The sequence below is a fragment of the Haemophilus seminalis genome (assembly GCF_006384255.1).
GTDB lineage: Bacteria > Pseudomonadota > Gammaproteobacteria > Enterobacterales > Pasteurellaceae > Haemophilus > Haemophilus seminalis.
Genome location: NZ_VCED01000001.1, coordinates 369,286 through 384,292 on the forward strand (window position 1 = coordinate 369,286; position 15,007 = coordinate 384,292).

Consider the following 15,007-nt stretch of genomic DNA (forward strand, 5'->3'; position numbering starts at 1 on the left):
GTCAATGGCTTGCAGTGTTGATGATATTAAAAAAGCGCACGGGAAACGAACTGAAGGGCGGTTAAAAATTCAGATGATTAAGTTACAAGGCGGTGTTCTTGCACCACTTGATGAGCTGGAATCAGAAGAATTGAAATCATTAAAAAATGGTGAGCAGTATGAAATTGAAATCATCCGTACACGCAATCCCGCTTTCCATCGTAAGGTGTTCGCCTTTTTTAAGTTCTGTTTTAACCATTGGGCTGCAGATAAAACAGAATGGGAACACTTTGATGAACGTAAGCAATTTGACACCTTTCGCAAGCATCTAACGGTATTGGCTGGGTTTTACGAATCTACATACAACATTAAAGGGGATTTGAGGATTGAGGCGCAATCCTTGAGTTATGGAAACATGGAGCAAGCAGAGTTTGAAAGCTGTTACAAGGCGTTAATTAGTGCAGCAATCAAGCATATTTTTAACGATTCAACCGATGAAAATACGTTAAATCAGTTATATGAGTTCTTTTGGTAGGAGTTAGATATGGACTGGATTATTTACTTTGCGCTGATGTTGATAGTGATGAGCTTACCTTTATTAGCACTTCTTTTGGGGCTAATTTCACCATTCATTGCTAGATTTTTTAACTGGATATTGGTCGTAAGCACATTGGGATATTTTATCTTGATTGCAGTCGGTCTTGGTTATGGTGTGATTAGTTTGGGGGCTAAATGAAATTAAACGATGACGAGATTTTAGAGTTAAAAATCGTACTTTGGATTGTGGCAGTTTGGTTAATTTTTCAGATGGTGTTTGGATAATGAGTAATTTGAGAAAAGAAGCGAAGGGGAGAGAGTGTCAAGTGCGGTTGCCTGGTATTTGTAATCATAATCCTGAAACGACCGTATTAGCACATTATCGTATGGCAGGATTAAATGGAGTTGGTATGAAGCCCGATGATATTTTTGGTGCTTGGGCATGCTCATCTTGCCATGATGAATGTGACCGTAGAACTAGAAAAATGGATGCTGAATATGTCCGCCTAGCACATGCTGAAGGTGTGTTGCGAACACAGCAAATTTTGCGCAAGGAGGGCAAGTTATGAGTGATTGGCTTGAAATCTGTCTGCCATACCCACCGAGCGTGAATCATTATTGGAAGCACACAAGGCAAGGTAAGCATTACATATCAAAAGCAGGACGGGAATTTAAACGTGTTGCTACTGAGGTTTGCTCACAGTTCGATCCATTTGAAAGTGCGGTTGAAATTAAGATGGAAATTTACTTTCCCGATAATCGTCCGCGCGACCTTGATAATTTGCCTAAAGGAATTTTTGATAGCTTAGTTGGCGCTGGCTTAATTAAAGATGATAACCGGAAAATTATTCGTAAATATTCGATTGAAGAGAAAGGCGTAGTAAGCAAAGGTAAGTCAATCATTAAAATTAGAGGCATTCATGCGTAAATTTAGCGAGTTACCAGAACTAACGATTGAACAAGAAGAATTTGTTGACCGTAATATGTATCAATGGGGTGCCTGGGTGCGCAGCGGTAGGCTTGATAAACCGCAATTAAATATTATTGCAAAACTAATGCAATCAGTCATTCCTGCAGAGTCAAATGAACCAATTTGCGATGATTCAACAGGAATGATGATTAGTGAAGTTATTGATCGATTCTTCTTTAAAAGCGACCGAACCTTACACTATATTGTATTTTCGTATTACGTTAATAAAAGCACAATCAATCACATAGCGGTTAAACTTCGAGAAAACTGCGGAGAAATAAAAATGCAACCGTGTGCAGGTAAGCCAGATATTCGCACTCCAAGCCTCAAAACAATGAAGCGAAATGTCGAAAAAGAGCTAAAATTAGCGAAAGCAATAATTCACGAACTTCTTATAACTGGGTTCGTTATTTTGCGAACTGGACGACAAAATGCAAGAAGTATCAAAATTACTTATTGACAAACCTTGTCATCTTGTCCTATCATTTAGATGTAAGGTGGTCGTTGTGTAAGTGATGTTCACCGAATAAATTTTTACAGCCCTGATCGGAAACGGTCGGGGTTTTTTGTTATCCAACAATAAGGGCGTAGTCTAATGGTAAGACAGCGGTCTCCAAAATCGCTAATTGAGGTTCGATTCCTTGCGCCTTTGCCATATCACAAGCTCACGTTAATGCGTGGGCTTTTTTATTGCCTAAAAAATTAGGGGGGAAATATGCCAATTAAAGAGCCTGATGTATGGGCGTTAATATGGTCTTGGTTACAAATTAATTTGAGTTCTAGCTCTATTCAAAGCGCCCTTTGGGCATTATTTATTTCTATTTTAAGACTTGGATTTATGCGTAAAAAACCAAGTTTCCGATATGTGTTCATTGATGCAGCTATGTGTGCCTCAATTGCTGGCGTAGCAGTGCCTATCTGCACTCATATTTTTGGGCATAGTGAATACTCATCGTTTCTTGGCACGATGATTGGGTTTGTTGGTACTGAGAAAATTCGCGAATTCTTATTTAAATTCATTAATCGGAGAATTGAAAAAGATGACAATGATGATTTCCGAAGTGACGTTCAATAAAATTTTCCCTCATGCAGTTAATGGTGTTTATCAAGCTATTTCAGAACAAATAGAAAAAGCAGGTTGTATAACTAAGATGCAACAAGCTATGTTCTTAGCTCAATGCGGGCATGAAAGTGGAGGATTTACAAGATTTAAAGAAAACTTAAATTATTCTTGGTCTGGGCTTTCTCAAACTTTCCGTAAATATTTCCCCGATCCACTTACAGCCAAGAAATATGAGCGCAAACCTGAGCTCATAGCCAATCGTGTTTATGCTAATCGTTTAGGTAATGGAGATGAGAAAAGCGGAGATGGTTGGAAATATCGTGGTCGTGGACTAATTCAGATCACAGGTAAGGATAATTATGCCGCGTTTAGAAAATGGTTAGGTAGAGATATAGAGCCAGAAGATATAGCAAGTAATTTAGACTTATCAGTTAAAGCTGCTGTTTGGTATTGGAAACTCTGTGAATTAGCTGATCTTAATTCGGTAGAGAAAGTGACTCGAAGAATTAATGGTGGGCTAAATGGCATTGATGAGCGTTGCAAGCTATATCGAGCATTAATGGTAACTGATAATGACTAAGTACATTTACATAGTGTTAGGGGTTGTTGTAGTAGTTTTGTTTGGTGCATTGCGTTACCAATCAAGTGTTATAGATGAGTTGAACATAACCACAAAGCAACAAGCTCAGACCATTCAGCAGCAAGAAGATGCGAACAAGGCATTGACCATTGCACTACAACAAGAGCGTGATGCGGTAATAGCACAACAGCAACGTAATGATGAAATAGAAAGGGTGGCAACAGAAAATGCTGAATCAGTTAAAACAATCATTAAGACACAACCTTGTGCTCACACTCGTTTGCCTCAGTCTGCTCTTGACCGCCTGTACAAATAAAGTCACGACCAAAGCAGAATATATTTACCCGCCTCAAGCCTACACTGCACCTTGTGTTAAAACAGCATTTACTGGTGAGACATACGGTGATGTAGTCATACAGCTAGTTAAGGTAACAGCAGAGCGAGATAAGTGCGCAAGCCAAGTAGATAATCTCAATAAGTGGATTAATCAAACCAAGACCGCCAATTAAAGTGCGGTCTTTTTTTATCAATAAAAACAACAGGAGCAATTATGCTAACAATCAAAATTATACAAGACGGTGTAACGTCAATTACTGAAAGCAATAGCTTTGTATTTTACGATGAGACTTCTCGTGAGTTCGAAGAGATGACTAGATTGGCAGACAAATTAAAAGAGAGACCTATCACACTTAACGGCATCTACTACACTCAACCAATCTATGGAGACCAAGAGTGTAAAGAGGTTATCCGTGAGGAATCAATCTACTGCTCGGCAAGAAACAATCCAACATCAATCTTTGGTGTAATAATTGATTTTATACCGGACGATGAGTACGGCGATCAAGGCATTGAGAAAGAGATTGCATACAGATTAATTGGGGATGGAGACCACATCTACGTTACCAATGAGCAAGGTAAGACGGTTTTTAATATTTAAGTAAGGATTTCCTATGTCAGACGTGAAAGGAAAATCCACGTCTGATGGCGTGGGGAAGAAAAAAACTGGTCGCCCATCATCTTATGTAAAGGAAGTGTCTGATGATATTTGTCAGCTTATCGCTCAAGGTGAAAGTTTGCGTAAGATTTGTAAGCGTCCTGGAATGCCAAGTTTATCAATGGTATTTCGTTGGTTGAATGAACAAGCTGAATTTCGGGATCAGTACGCGCGTGCGCGCGAGAACCAAGCCGATTTTTTGCTTGAGGAAATGTTGGAGATTTCAGATCTTGCTACTCCCGAAGATGTTAGCGTAGCTAAGTTGAGAGTTGATGCTCGTAAATGGTACATCACCAAAGTCGCCCCTAAAAAATATGGCGATAAAGTAACGCAAGAAATCACCGGTGTTAATGGGGCGCCGATTGAGCAAAAAATATCTATGGATTTATCAAGGTTAAGTGTCGATGAACTCAAACTTCTTAGAGAGCTTAAATCTAAAGCAACTGAATGCAATGATAGCTCAAAAGAGCTTGATTGATTTCACCTTGCAAACCAAACCTGACTTTGTAACAGGATGGTTCAATATTCTCATTGCAAAAGAGCTGCAGCAGTTCTACCAAGATGTAATAGATGGCAAGCAACCTCGATTAATGATATTTGCTCCGCCTCGTAGTGGTAAAAGTGAATTATTTAGTCGTCGTTTTCCTGCTTGGGCTTTTGGTAAAAATCCTGACTTGCAGATGATTGCCTGTTCTTATTCTGCTGATTTAGCTAGCCGAATGAATCGCGATGTACAGCGAATAATGGATGACGAGAGCTACCACGATATATTCCCTGAATCATCCTTAAATGATAAACGCATTGCGGCTGTCTCAGGCCAGCCTTTGCGTAATAGTGAGATTTTTGAAATTGCGGGCCACAAAGGCGCTTATCGCTCCGCTGGTGTTGGTGGCGGTATTACAGGGATGGGGGCGGATATAGCCATTATTGACGACCCTGTAAAAGATGCTAAAGAGGCTAATTCTCAAACAGTTCGAGATGGCGTTTGGGATTGGTACACAACCACGCTTTACACGCGTTTATCACCAAAATCTGGTGTGCTATTAGGCATGACAAGATGGCACGAGGATGATTTGGCTGGTCGATTAATCGAAGAGATGAAGAATGGTGGCGACCAATGGCGCATAGTGAAATTTCCTGCGATTGCCGAAGAAGATGAGGAGTTCCGCAAAGAGGGCGAACCATTACACCCAGAACGATTTGATTTAGAGCGATTGAGTAAAATTAGAAAGGCTGTTGGCTCTCAAGCGTGGAATGCTTTATATCAACAAAGACCATCTAATAAGGGCGGTGGCATTATTAAAGGCGCTTGGTTTGGTCGATACAAAATCCCTCCACTGATTAAAGTCAAAGCAATCTACGCTGATACGGCACAAAAAATTAAACAGCACAATGACTATTCAGTCTTTATTGTCGCAGGCAAGGGAACGGATGGAAAAGTTTACATTCTCGATCTTGTTAGAGGGAAATGGGAAGCGCCAGAACTTGAGCAGACATTAAAAGATGTTTGGGCTAAACACAAGGCAAGAAAGGACACTGGGATATTAACTCGAGCAAATGTGGAAGATAAAGCCAGTGGAACAGGATTAATTCAGGCTATACGCAGAAATAATCAAATTCCAATCTCACCAATTCAAGTTGATGCAGATAAGTACACGCGTGTTTTAGGCATTCAAGGATATATTGAGAGCGGTTATGTGATGATACCTGAAAATGCTCCTTGGGTAGCGGATTTTATTAGTGAGTGCGAGGCATTTACCGCAACAGATAGTCACGCGCACGATGACCAAGTCGATGCACTTGTAATGGCAATAACGGATATTTTAGGGAAACCTAAATCACTACTGGATTTATAAGATGAATATTTTAGATGGCATCAAATCACTTGCGCTGAAGTTAGGCAGTAAACAAGAGCAAACGTATTATGCTCGCGGGATGAGTTTAACCGATGACTTAATGCAGATTGAAGCATTATGGCGTGATAACTGGATTGCAAACAAGGTATGTATTAAACGCTCGGAAGATATGGTACGTAATTGGCGCGATATTTTCTCGAATGACTTAAAATCTGAACAGCTAGACGATTTCACTAAGCTTGAGCGCAGATTAAAACTACGTGAGACATTAACTAAAGCGCTGCAATGGTCTAGCCTGTATGGCTCAGTGGGTTTATTGGTTGTAACCGATACTATTAATATCACCTCACCGTTACAGCCTACAGAGCGATTAAAACAATTAATTATCTTGCCTAAATGGAAAATCTCACCCACAGGGCAAAAAGATGATGATGTGCTTTCACCAAACTTTGGTCGATATAGTGAATATACCATCACTGGCGGCACACAATCTGTTTTAGTACACCATTCTCGCTTATTAATTATCAATGCCAATGATGCGCCGTTATCTGATAACGATATTTGGGGTGTATCAGACCTTGAAAAGATTATTGATGTGCTTAAACGCTTTGATAGCGCCTCTGCGAATGTGGGCGACCTTATTTTTGAAAGTAAAATCGATATTTTCAAAATCGCAGGGTTGTCTGACAAGATATCTGCAGGCTTAGAAAATGATGTCGCTCACGTTATTTCAGCGGTACAGTCGATTAAATCGGCGACAAATAGCTTGTTGCTTGATGCAGAAAATGAGTACGACCGAAAAGAGCTATCCTTCGGTGGGTTAAAAGATTTACTGACAGAGTTTCGCAATGCGGTGGCAGGTGCGGCAGATATGCCTGTCACCATTTTGTTTGGGCAATCTGTTTCGGGATTGGCAAGTGGTGATGAGGATATTCAAAACTATCATGAATCCATTCATCGGTTGCAAGAAACAAGATTGCGCCCTGTGCTTGAAGTGCTTGATACATTGCTATGCAATGAATTATTTGGCGGGCAGCCAGATGACTGGTGGTTTGAATTTTTACCATTGACGGTGGTGAAACAAGAGCAACAGGTCAATATGCTTAACACCTTTGCGACAGCGACAAATACGTTAATTCAAAATGGTGTAGTAAATGAATATCAAGTGGCAAACGAACTCCGAGAAAGTGGTTTATTTGCCAATATCTCTGCTGATGACATTGAGGAAATGAAAAATGCTGATGAACTTGCCAGAAATTTTGAAGAACCAGAAGGCGAAAACACGCAAGTTCAAGCCAGTGAAAATGAGCAAGAGAACGGAGCTTTGGTATAGACAACAGCTTAAGCATTTCGTCAAAACAATGACCGATGATATAGAGAGAGCCATGCAACAACCGCAAGGCTCTTTTTTTATGGATGATGCAAAAGGATTTCAGGCGATTAGTGCGAAAGCGCTGATGAAAGTATTAGAAAAGTACGAAAAATCTGACCGCACTTCACAGGCCGAAAATATCGCCAATGGCTTTGTTAGCCGTGGCGATGCACAAAACCATGCTGAAGTGTCAACCAATTTAAAAAATCAAACTGGCATCGATTTATCCGCCTATTTGCGCAATAGTCCAAATATTGTAGAAAGGGTAAATGAATTAACGGTAAGTAACATCCAATTAATCAAATCCATTCGCACGCAATATCTTGATAAGGTGCAAAATGCCGTCATGCAAGCAATGGTTCAGGGGTCATTGAATAAAGACTTAGCCGAACAACTCAAAAAACTAGGGAAAGATGTAGAAAGTCGTGCAATGCTTATTGCTCGAGACCAATCCTCAAAATTAAATGCGGCATTAACTCGAGCTAGACATGAAGAGGTTGGCATAAAAAAATACATGTGGTCAACATCGGGTGATGAGCGTGTGCGCGAAAGCCATGCGGAAAAAGATGGGCAGATATTCGAATATACCAATCCGCCTGCCGATACTGGTCACCCTGGTCATGATGTTAATTGTCGATGCGTCCAGATTCCGGTGCTTGATGTTGAGCAAGAAAAACAAATAACAGAACAGTACGAAGTAGATAAGGTAAAAGAAGTCATATCTCCTTCTCAATATAGATATCATGTAGGAGATATAGAGCAAAATCCTGTTGCTATGGAATTTGTAAAAAAATATAACCTTTCTACTAAAGAGGCTGTTTCGATCAGAGATTATACTGCTCACAGTTATGCAAAAATAAACTCTCAATTAAGAGAAGATAAAACCACGCCTTCAATACTCATGATGGCTAAAGTTATTAATAATGCACTAAATAAAATGCCGTCTTACCAAGGTAAAGTTTGGCGTGATGTTGATTTACCAGATAGTGTATTATCTTCATATGTTGTTGGAAGTGTTGTAATAGAGAAGGGATTTTCAAGTTCTAGCTATAGTGATGAACGCTTTAAGAAGTTACCTCATAGGTTGCTAATTCACAGTAAGAGCGGGAAAATAATTCAAAGCTTAAGTGTATTACCTAATGAAGATGAAGTATTATTTAAATCAGGCACCAAATTTAAAGTGTTAAAACGTACTCAAACTAAAAGCTATTTGCTGGTTGAATTACAGGAGCTCTAAATGCGAAAAGAATATACAGATGATGCTCTTTTCAAGAGAAACACGGATCGCCGTCATTCTGGTGAAAAAATTAAACTGTCTGAATATCTGATGCTATGGATGTATGAGTTACTGACAAAGCCAGTAGAGTTTGGAATGAGAGATGCAGTCTTGTATCGCATCCATAAAAAATTTACTGATGAAATGACTTTTGATGACACGGTAAAAGAAATGGATCGTCTTATTGGTGAGGCTGAAAAAGCAGAAAGCCAATCTAAATCTTATGATGAGATTGTAGATATGCTTTGGGCAAGAGATGGCAAAGAATGAAACGTAATTGGGATTTAATTCGCTCTATATTACTTAAATTGGAAAGTCAGGCAGAGGCTAGAGGGAGTTTATCACCTGATGGATTTACTGGTTTCGATTCAGAAACAGTTTCCTACCATTTTAAGTTATTGCAAAGTGCAGGGCTGATTGAAGCGATAGATTACTCCTCTCTAAATGAATTGAGCCTTGTTGCTCGGTCGCTGACTTGGCAAGGTCATGAATTCTTAGACAAAATTCGTAATGATACTGTCTGGAATAGCTTAAAAACTACAATAAAAAGCAAAAGCCTTGATTTATCACTTGATACAATAAAACAAGTAGCGCAAACACTAATTAGCCAAATGTTAGAGTAACATTGTAAAGAAACAAACAACCCGATCAGAAATGGTCGGGTTTTTTATTGGGGTAAATAAATGAAATTTACAGACAAAACCACTCAAGCAACCACACAAAGAACCATCACTAAGGAGGGTTTTTTAGTTGTGCCTGCAACCATTTCGAAAGTTGGGGTATTTGATTATCTCGCCACAGAACTAGGTTTAAAAGAAGAGGGCATTAAAAAAGTCGCTCGCACTGAGAGATCTTTGTTTAGCGATGAAACGATTAAGAGTTTTGAAAATGCAACACTAACCGTTGGGCACCCTAAAGATGGGGTGAATGCGAAGAACTGGAAACAGCTCTCTGTCGGTGTTGTGCGCAATGTTAAGAGAGTGGGCGATGAGCTCACGGCAGAGGCTTGGATTTATGATGAGTCTGCCATTAAGACCGTGCAGGAGAATGGTGTTGAGCAATTATCTTGTGGTTATGACTGCGATATTAAGCCATCCACGGTACAAGATGCAGATTTTGAGATGTCGCCGATGATCGGCAACCACGTAGCGATTGTGGCAAAGGGTCGCTGCGGTGGAAGTGTAAAACTTGCCGATGAGGATAAAACCATTATGGGGAAAACCGCAAAAATTCTCGATGCGTTTTTAGGTGCGTTCGGCATCAAGTTGTCGGACGAACAGAAAAAACAAATTGAGGAAGAAGAAAAGTCTGGTGGTGAAGAAGGTAAAGAGCCAAAAGGCAAACAACCAACCGAACCAAAAGAAAAGAAATCTGAATCTGAAAATAAAAAGGAAGATGAAGTGGAAAAAGAAGAGTATGAAAAAAAATTAGCGGCAAAAGACGCTGAAATTCAGCAGTTAAAAGATGCGCAAGCAAAACGTGATGCAGAAGCAAAACAAGCCGCTGTATTGGCTGATGCTAAAACCGCATTTAAAGAAGTCAATTTTGCAGATAATGCGACTGTGCGTGAAATTCAAGAAAGTGCGGTAGTTGCGCAGGGTATTTTTACTAAAGATGAGGCCGCCAAATTATCCGATGAGGAAATTTCGGGCGCATATCAAACTGCAAAAGCGGTTGTAGCTAAATTAGCGGATGAACGCAAATCACTTGGCAGTATTTTGCTTGGTGACGCTGCGATGAATAAAGCTGCGCCGTCTATCGATTTTAATAAAACTTACAACAGTTAGGAGTAATTAGATGAGTTATGCTTACGAACAAGCGCCTGCGCGTGCAGGTGAATTAGGCAAGGGCAATCTTGCAAGTGCAAAAACTACAGCAGAAAAAGTCACAGGTAAAGTAAAAGCAGGTGAATTTGTGGCATTAAATCCTGCAGGTGGTGTGAAAGCTTTATCTGCTAAAACAGATATATTGGCTGGCGTGGTATTAGCAAGTCGCATTCGTGATGAATGGCCTGAAGGTGAATTAGTCGATGTGATGCACATTGGTACAGGCGATGCGATTTGGGTCAATATTGCACCAGAGAAAACCGTATCTCGTGGTAGTAAAGTGTTTGTATTAACGACGGGTGGCGATGGTAAAACTGGCGCAATCCAAGGCGAAACCGATGCAAATTCGATTGAAACAGGCTACACCGTGATTGACGTTAAAGGTCAATTAGCGATGATTACAAAATTATAAGGGGTGATGAATGTCATTATTAACTTATGTACAAAACGGCTTAACGGCTGTCAGCAAAGATATTTCAGAAACTAAATATCCTGAAATTGTGTTCCCGCAATTTGTCTATGTTGACCAACAAACAGCTGTAGGCATTACAGAAAAGCTACACTATGGCGCAGATGAGCATGGTTCACTTGATGATGGTTTAATTACTACTGGCACAAGCACATTAGACCAAGTAGAAGTTGGCTTTACACCTACTCGCTCTTACATTGTGCCATGGGCTAAATCTGTAACCTGGACAACACCAGAGCTTGAACAGGGTAAATTGTTAGGGTTAGCGTTAGATACCGCAAAAATTATGGCGTTAAATAAAAACGCACAACAAACCTTACAAAAAGTGGCGTTCTTAGGCCATGCAAAAGATACTCGCTTAACTGGTTTGCTAAACAACAAATCTGTTGAGGTGTACAACATCAAAGGCACTGCCGCAAATACCAAAGTACAAGCGATGGACTTTGATAAAGCGGTGGCATTTTTTAAGGAGATTTTCCTGCAAGGTATGGAAAAAACCAAACGCATTGAAGCGCCAAACACCTTTGCGATTGATTCGCTTGATTTAGCGCACTTAGCGTTAACGCAACGCAATAATACTGACACAACTGCATTAGAGTTCTTAACTAAGAGCTTGTCTGCGGCTGCAGGTCGTGAAGTTGCAATTAAAGCCTTGCCATCAAACTTTGGTACTCGTGTAACAAGTGGCAAAACTCGTGCAATGGTTTATGTAAACAGCAAAGAACACGTTATCTTTGATATCCCAATGTCGCCAACTGTGTTAGCTGCTCAACAAAAAGGCTTATTAGCTTATGAATCTGGCTTACGCATGGCATTTGGTGGCGTAACCTTTATGGAGCCAGATTCCGCACTTTACGTAGATTACTAGGGAGTCATTATGCCAACATTTGATACGGATGTATTCCTTGAGCGCTATCCTGAATTTAATGAGGTCGATTATACAAAAATCGACCTTTTTTTATCGGATGCAGAAATGGAAGTAAGTCAATCTCGTTGGGGAAAACTCTACCAACGTGGCGTGTTGGCATTGACTGCTCATCTATTACGTTTGTCGCTTTGGACAACTGAAGGTGGCGGTGGAGCAAATCGGAATCTCGCCAGTGAAAGTGCTGGTGAGTTATCTGTGAGCTATGCCGTGCCAACACTGACGGGAACTGATGCAGATTATCAATTAACGGCGTATGGCCAAGAGTATTTGCGATTACGTAAATTGGTTGGTATTGGGGTAATGGTGGCGTAAATGGCGGTGCAAATTACGGGGAATTTTGAGCAAGCAAAAGCGTTAATTGAGCGATTGAGGGCTGATAAAGACAAAGCGGTTTACGTTGGATTTCCTGCCGAGTTTGATGAACCGGTAGAGGGAGCGGGGAATTTTAATCTTGCCTCTTTGGCGGCTGTATTGGAATTTGGTAATGAGCGCATCCCATCGCGCCCTTTCTTGCGCCAAACGCTCTCAGAAAACCAAGAGAAATATACAGCACTTTTTGTTCAGTATTTTCAGGAAGGGATGGACATTGCGCAAATTTATAAAGAGTTAGCGATTAAGGCTGAAGGTGATGTCCAGCTTAATATAGCAAGAGGTAAATGGATTGAAAATGCAGATTCAACCAAAATAGCATGGAAACTTAAGGATGTTAAAGATCCTAAACGCAGGAAAAAACTTAGAGCAACATTAGATCCCAAAAGTATTGAGAAAAACCCACTCATATGGGATGGGCACTTGCGTGGTTCTGTAAAAGGTATCGTTAAATGAGTTTAATCAATCAATATCCTCGCTTTCTGAATAGAAAATTTAGCCAAGTTGTCACCGTGAAACATCTGCAAGGTGAGCATTCATTTGATGGGTTCGGGGCGAGTTATACCGATGAAAGCGTGACTGCCATTGTTATGCCGATCTCTCCTAATGATGTGTTGTTATTGCCAGAAGGTGAGCGTTTTATCCCCTCAATAAAAATCTACACCATTAAGCCGTTAAAAATAGGTGATTTGGTTATTTATGAGGGGGAAACCTACAAAATAAAAACAGTAGCAAATTGGGGAAAATATGGATACCACAACAATATCGGCGTTAGACACAGCCAAACTGCGAAAGTGGATTCAACAGGCTTTACAGTTACCTAATGGCGCTGTTATTGGTGGCTGGCTCCCTGAAAATCCTTTACCTGCTTTTATTACCGTGGATTTAATGACAAGTAATGAAATAGGGCAGGCTACGAGAGAATTTGACGGCAAACGTGAGCGTATCATTCAGTCAATGCAAAGCACAGTGAGTGTCTCTTGTTTCGGTCGAAATTCCATTGCGCAGTGTTACAAGCTAAAAGCCATTTTCCAAAGTTCAGCGTTTCTTTCCTTTCTCAAATCAAATCACTGGGGCGTGATTCGTTTTTCAGATGTCCGTAATTTAACGGCTACCGTTGGGGCAGATTATGAAGAACGAGGGCAGTTTGATGTTGTATTTAGCCATCATCACATTGTTGATACATCTCTAGATCCGATAGAAAACGTTGAACAACGCACAAACCATTTAATTCAACAAATAGGAGGATAGCCTTATGGCATTATCTATCTCGCAGATTGTCAATGTACAGTTAAATACTGTGCCAAAATCTGCCACGCGTAAATCATTCGGTATCGTAGCATTGTTCACGCCAGAGGCAGGACAAGCATTTGCTGATGCGACTACGCGTTATGTTTATGTCGAAAATCAACGTGATGTAGAACAGTTGTTCGGCACAAATTCAGAAACAGCGAAAGCGGCACAGCCATTTTTTGCTCAAAGTCCTCGTGCAAAACAATTAATTATTGCGCGTTGGCAAAAAGAACCTGCAACCATTGATGCAACCAAAAACACATTAAGCGGTGCAACCTTATCGGATGATTTAGAGCGTTTTAAAGCGGTTGTAAATGGTCGATTTACATTAACTATTGGCACTGAAACCAAGAAAGTAAATGGGCTATCTTTTGCTGATGCATCAGATTTCAATGCGATTGCAGCTAAAATCCAAGAGAAATTGACAGCACTTCCTTCATCTTTATCTATCTCTTACGATAGCGTAGGACAACGTTTTATCATCACATCTAACAACGCTGGAGAAGATACAGCGACCGAAATCCATTACGCCTTTAATAGTGGTGGTAACGGTGAGTATATTGGCTCATTGCTTAAATTAGAAAATGGCCAAGCAAGCCGAAAAGTAGGCAAGGCATCAATTTCTTTGAAAAAAGAAACCGTTGCAGAGGCATTATTTAACGTAGCCGAAGTGAATAATGCGTGGTATGGCTTTACGTTTGCTGCACAGCTTACTGATGGTGAAGTGGAATCTGCTGCAAAATACGCACAAGCTAATACCAAAATGTTTGGTGCGAATGTTATTCGCGTTGAACAGCTTGAATGGTCTGCTGATAACATCTATAAGAAATTATATGATGCAGGTTTAGATCACACATTAGCGATGTTCGATAAAAACGATATGTACCCAGCCTCTTCCGCATTGGCTCGTTTATTATCAACGAACTTTGCGGCAAACAATTCAACCTTAACGCTTAAATTCAAGCAACAACCAACTATTACGGCTGATGAAATTACGGCAACAGAGTTCTCAAAGGCTAAACGCTTAGGCATCAATGTGTACACCTATTTTGATGATGTGGCAATGATTGCTGAAGGTACGGTGATGGGCGGTAAATTTGCGGATGAAATTGTTATCTTAGACTGGTTTACTGACGCGGTGCAAAAAGAAGTATTTGCTCGATTGTATAAATCACCGACCAAAATCCCATTAACAGACAAAGGCCAAGCGGTATTAATTGCAGCGGTTGAGAAAGTCTGCTTAGAAGGTGTAAACAATGGCGCTTTCGCACCAGGTCAATGGACGGGCGATAGCTTTGGTAACTTGACGACAGGTGATTATCTTGAGAAAGGTTACTATGTATGGGCAGCACCAATGGATACGCTATCTGATAGCGACCGTGAGCAACGCCGTGCGACACCAATTCAAACCGCAGTGAAATTAGCCGGCGCAATCCATTCAAGCGATGTGATTGTTAACTATAACCGATAATTCAAAAGCCAAGGAGAAATTCTT

At 40.4% G+C, this 15,007-nt stretch carries 24 protein-coding genes and 1 tRNA gene; all 25 read left to right on the top strand.

All coding sequences use genetic code 11. The features are described 5' to 3' along the window. The first annotated feature begins 4 nt into the window (after positions 1-4). The 25 genes from FE813_RS01840 (at position 5) to FE813_RS01960 (ending at position 14,983) form a co-directional block, all read left to right on the top strand. Positions 5-514: a DUF1367 family protein gene (locus FE813_RS01840; protein WP_065265098.1), complete on the top strand. Its 510-nt coding sequence runs from the start codon at positions 5-7 to the stop codon at positions 512-514. 9 nt (positions 515-523) lie between these two features. Continuing rightward, entirely contained in the window at positions 524-715 is a 192-nt protein-coding gene (locus FE813_RS01845; RefSeq protein WP_139989251.1) for a hypothetical protein, read from the top strand. A gap of 85 nt (positions 716-800) precedes the next feature. After that, positions 801-1,085, top strand: a complete 285-nt coding sequence (locus tag FE813_RS01850) for a DUF1364 domain-containing protein (protein WP_046950508.1) — start codon at positions 801-803, stop codon at positions 1,083-1,085. Further along, positions 1,082-1,444 (top strand): RusA family crossover junction endodeoxyribonuclease, encoded by a 363-nt coding sequence (locus tag FE813_RS01855; RefSeq protein WP_115180836.1) that lies wholly within the window; start codon positions 1,082-1,084, stop codon positions 1,442-1,444. The genes FE813_RS01850 and FE813_RS01855 overlap by 4 nt, the downstream gene beginning before the upstream one ends. After that, complete coding sequence (locus tag FE813_RS01860; protein ID WP_139989252.1) at positions 1,437-1,946, top strand: antiterminator Q family protein; 510 nt, start codon at positions 1,437-1,439, stop codon at positions 1,944-1,946. Before FE813_RS01855 ends, FE813_RS01860 begins: the two co-directional genes overlap by 8 nt. A gap of 121 nt (positions 1,947-2,067) precedes the next feature. Beyond that, a tRNA-Trp gene (locus FE813_RS01865) sits at positions 2,068-2,141 on the top strand. 60 nt (positions 2,142-2,201) lie between these two features. Continuing rightward, a complete protein-coding gene (locus tag FE813_RS01870; RefSeq protein ID WP_032827954.1) occupies positions 2,202-2,561 on the top strand; it encodes a phage holin, lambda family in 360 nt (119 codons plus the stop codon). Then, positions 2,527-3,129 (top strand): glycoside hydrolase family 19 protein, encoded by a 603-nt coding sequence (locus FE813_RS01875; RefSeq protein ID WP_139989253.1) that lies wholly within the window; start codon positions 2,527-2,529, stop codon positions 3,127-3,129. The genes FE813_RS01870 and FE813_RS01875 overlap by 35 nt, the downstream gene beginning before the upstream one ends. After that, the gene (locus FE813_RS01880; protein WP_139989254.1) at positions 3,122-3,445 is read left to right on the top strand and encodes a DUF2570 family protein; all 324 of its coding nucleotides are present in this window, start codon (positions 3,122-3,124) and stop codon (positions 3,443-3,445) included. The genes FE813_RS01875 and FE813_RS01880 overlap by 8 nt, the downstream gene beginning before the upstream one ends. Further along, positions 3,357-3,638 carry an Rz1-like lysis system protein LysC gene (lysC, locus tag FE813_RS01885; RefSeq protein WP_032827955.1) on the top strand — a complete coding sequence of 94 codons (282 nt, stop codon included), beginning with the start codon at positions 3,357-3,359 and terminating at the stop codon, positions 3,636-3,638. The genes FE813_RS01880 and lysC overlap by 89 nt, the downstream gene beginning before the upstream one ends. Before the next feature lie 41 nt (positions 3,639-3,679). Then, positions 3,680-4,066 (top strand): hypothetical protein, encoded by a 387-nt coding sequence (locus FE813_RS01890; protein WP_048953007.1) that lies wholly within the window; start codon positions 3,680-3,682, stop codon positions 4,064-4,066. Positions 4,067-4,079: 13 nt separating this feature from the next. Then, entirely contained in the window at positions 4,080-4,601 is a 522-nt protein-coding gene (locus tag FE813_RS01895) for a terminase small subunit-like protein (RefSeq protein ID WP_139989255.1), read from the top strand. Next, the gene (gene terL / locus FE813_RS01900; protein WP_258038565.1) at positions 4,576-5,979 is read left to right on the top strand and encodes a phage terminase large subunit; all 1,404 of its coding nucleotides are present in this window, start codon (positions 4,576-4,578) and stop codon (positions 5,977-5,979) included. Before FE813_RS01895 ends, terL begins: the two co-directional genes overlap by 26 nt. Before the next feature lies 1 nt (position 5,980). Then, positions 5,981-7,312 carry a DUF1073 domain-containing protein gene (locus FE813_RS01905; protein ID WP_139989256.1) on the top strand — a complete coding sequence of 444 codons (1,332 nt, stop codon included), beginning with the start codon at positions 5,981-5,983 and terminating at the stop codon, positions 7,310-7,312. Then, a complete protein-coding gene (locus FE813_RS01910) occupies positions 7,215-8,588 on the top strand; it encodes a phage minor head protein (protein ID WP_139989257.1) in 1,374 nt (457 codons plus the stop codon). Before FE813_RS01905 ends, FE813_RS01910 begins: the two co-directional genes overlap by 98 nt. Continuing rightward, entirely contained in the window at positions 8,589-8,897 is a 309-nt protein-coding gene (locus FE813_RS01915) for a hypothetical protein (protein WP_139989258.1), read from the top strand. Continuing rightward, positions 8,894-9,250: a DUF2513 domain-containing protein gene (locus tag FE813_RS01920; RefSeq protein ID WP_118785715.1), complete on the top strand. Its 357-nt coding sequence runs from the start codon at positions 8,894-8,896 to the stop codon at positions 9,248-9,250. The genes FE813_RS01915 and FE813_RS01920 overlap by 4 nt, the downstream gene beginning before the upstream one ends. Before the next feature lie 60 nt (positions 9,251-9,310). Continuing rightward, positions 9,311-10,414 (top strand): DUF2213 domain-containing protein, encoded by a 1,104-nt coding sequence (locus tag FE813_RS01925; RefSeq protein ID WP_139989259.1) that lies wholly within the window; start codon positions 9,311-9,313, stop codon positions 10,412-10,414. Positions 10,415-10,424: 10 nt separating this feature from the next. Next, a complete protein-coding gene (locus FE813_RS01930) occupies positions 10,425-10,865 on the top strand; it encodes a structural cement protein Gp24 (RefSeq protein WP_139989260.1) in 441 nt (146 codons plus the stop codon). Between the two features lie 10 nt (positions 10,866-10,875). Further along, a complete protein-coding gene (locus FE813_RS01935) occupies positions 10,876-11,790 on the top strand; it encodes a major capsid family protein (RefSeq protein ID WP_139989261.1) in 915 nt (304 codons plus the stop codon). Between the two features lie 9 nt (positions 11,791-11,799). Beyond that, positions 11,800-12,162 (top strand): DUF4054 domain-containing protein, encoded by a 363-nt coding sequence (locus FE813_RS01940; protein WP_118807140.1) that lies wholly within the window; start codon positions 11,800-11,802, stop codon positions 12,160-12,162. After that, complete coding sequence (locus FE813_RS01945) at positions 12,163-12,675, top strand: hypothetical protein (RefSeq protein ID WP_139989262.1); 513 nt, start codon at positions 12,163-12,165, stop codon at positions 12,673-12,675. Further along, the gene (locus tag FE813_RS01950) at positions 12,672-13,043 is read left to right on the top strand and encodes a hypothetical protein (protein ID WP_139989263.1); all 372 of its coding nucleotides are present in this window, start codon (positions 12,672-12,674) and stop codon (positions 13,041-13,043) included. Before FE813_RS01945 ends, FE813_RS01950 begins: the two co-directional genes overlap by 4 nt. Further along, positions 12,967-13,470: a phage neck terminator protein gene (locus FE813_RS01955; RefSeq protein ID WP_235898360.1), complete on the top strand. Its 504-nt coding sequence runs from the start codon at positions 12,967-12,969 to the stop codon at positions 13,468-13,470. The genes FE813_RS01950 and FE813_RS01955 overlap by 77 nt, the downstream gene beginning before the upstream one ends. Positions 13,471-13,474: 4 nt before the next feature. Beyond that, positions 13,475-14,983 (top strand): DUF3383 domain-containing protein, encoded by a 1,509-nt coding sequence (locus FE813_RS01960; protein WP_139989264.1) that lies wholly within the window; start codon positions 13,475-13,477, stop codon positions 14,981-14,983. The last annotated feature ends 24 nt before the right edge of the window (positions 14,984-15,007 follow it).

What these genes read in the sequence shown, in the direction of transcription:
- FE813_RS01840 (WP_065265098.1), top strand. Translation starts at nt 5, where the DNA reads ATGGCTTGCAGTGTTGATGATATTAAAAAAGCGCACGGGAAACGAACT.
- FE813_RS01845 (WP_139989251.1), top strand. Translation starts at nt 524, where the DNA reads ATGGACTGGATTATTTACTTTGCGCTGATGTTGATAGTGATGAGCTTA.
- FE813_RS01850 (WP_046950508.1), top strand. Translation starts at nt 801, where the DNA reads ATGAGTAATTTGAGAAAAGAAGCGAAGGGGAGAGAGTGTCAAGTGCGG.
- FE813_RS01855 (WP_115180836.1), top strand. Translation starts at nt 1,082, where the DNA reads ATGAGTGATTGGCTTGAAATCTGTCTGCCATACCCACCGAGCGTGAAT.
- FE813_RS01860 (WP_139989252.1), top strand. Translation starts at nt 1,437, where the DNA reads ATGCGTAAATTTAGCGAGTTACCAGAACTAACGATTGAACAAGAAGAA.
- FE813_RS01870 (WP_032827954.1), top strand. Translation starts at nt 2,202, where the DNA reads ATGCCAATTAAAGAGCCTGATGTATGGGCGTTAATATGGTCTTGGTTA.
- FE813_RS01875 (WP_139989253.1), top strand. Translation starts at nt 2,527, where the DNA reads ATGACAATGATGATTTCCGAAGTGACGTTCAATAAAATTTTCCCTCAT.
- FE813_RS01880 (WP_139989254.1), top strand. Translation starts at nt 3,122, where the DNA reads ATGACTAAGTACATTTACATAGTGTTAGGGGTTGTTGTAGTAGTTTTG.
- lysC (WP_032827955.1), top strand. Translation starts at nt 3,357, where the DNA reads ATGCTGAATCAGTTAAAACAATCATTAAGACACAACCTTGTGCTCACA.
- FE813_RS01890 (WP_048953007.1), top strand. Translation starts at nt 3,680, where the DNA reads ATGCTAACAATCAAAATTATACAAGACGGTGTAACGTCAATTACTGAA.
- FE813_RS01895 (WP_139989255.1), top strand. Translation starts at nt 4,080, where the DNA reads ATGTCAGACGTGAAAGGAAAATCCACGTCTGATGGCGTGGGGAAGAAA.
- terL (WP_258038565.1), top strand. Translation starts at nt 4,576, where the DNA reads ATGATAGCTCAAAAGAGCTTGATTGATTTCACCTTGCAAACCAAACCT.
- FE813_RS01905 (WP_139989256.1), top strand. Translation starts at nt 5,981, where the DNA reads ATGAATATTTTAGATGGCATCAAATCACTTGCGCTGAAGTTAGGCAGT.
- FE813_RS01910 (WP_139989257.1), top strand. Translation starts at nt 7,215, where the DNA reads ATGCTGATGAACTTGCCAGAAATTTTGAAGAACCAGAAGGCGAAAACA.
- FE813_RS01915 (WP_139989258.1), top strand. Translation starts at nt 8,589, where the DNA reads ATGCGAAAAGAATATACAGATGATGCTCTTTTCAAGAGAAACACGGAT.
- FE813_RS01920 (WP_118785715.1), top strand. Translation starts at nt 8,894, where the DNA reads ATGAAACGTAATTGGGATTTAATTCGCTCTATATTACTTAAATTGGAA.
- FE813_RS01925 (WP_139989259.1), top strand. Translation starts at nt 9,311, where the DNA reads ATGAAATTTACAGACAAAACCACTCAAGCAACCACACAAAGAACCATC.
- FE813_RS01930 (WP_139989260.1), top strand. Translation starts at nt 10,425, where the DNA reads ATGAGTTATGCTTACGAACAAGCGCCTGCGCGTGCAGGTGAATTAGGC.
- FE813_RS01935 (WP_139989261.1), top strand. Translation starts at nt 10,876, where the DNA reads ATGTCATTATTAACTTATGTACAAAACGGCTTAACGGCTGTCAGCAAA.
- FE813_RS01940 (WP_118807140.1), top strand. Translation starts at nt 11,800, where the DNA reads ATGCCAACATTTGATACGGATGTATTCCTTGAGCGCTATCCTGAATTT.
- FE813_RS01945 (WP_139989262.1), top strand. Translation starts at nt 12,163, where the DNA reads ATGGCGGTGCAAATTACGGGGAATTTTGAGCAAGCAAAAGCGTTAATT.
- FE813_RS01950 (WP_139989263.1), top strand. Translation starts at nt 12,672, where the DNA reads ATGAGTTTAATCAATCAATATCCTCGCTTTCTGAATAGAAAATTTAGC.
- FE813_RS01955 (WP_235898360.1), top strand. Translation starts at nt 12,967, where the DNA reads ATGGATACCACAACAATATCGGCGTTAGACACAGCCAAACTGCGAAAG.
- FE813_RS01960 (WP_139989264.1), top strand. Translation starts at nt 13,475, where the DNA reads ATGGCATTATCTATCTCGCAGATTGTCAATGTACAGTTAAATACTGTG.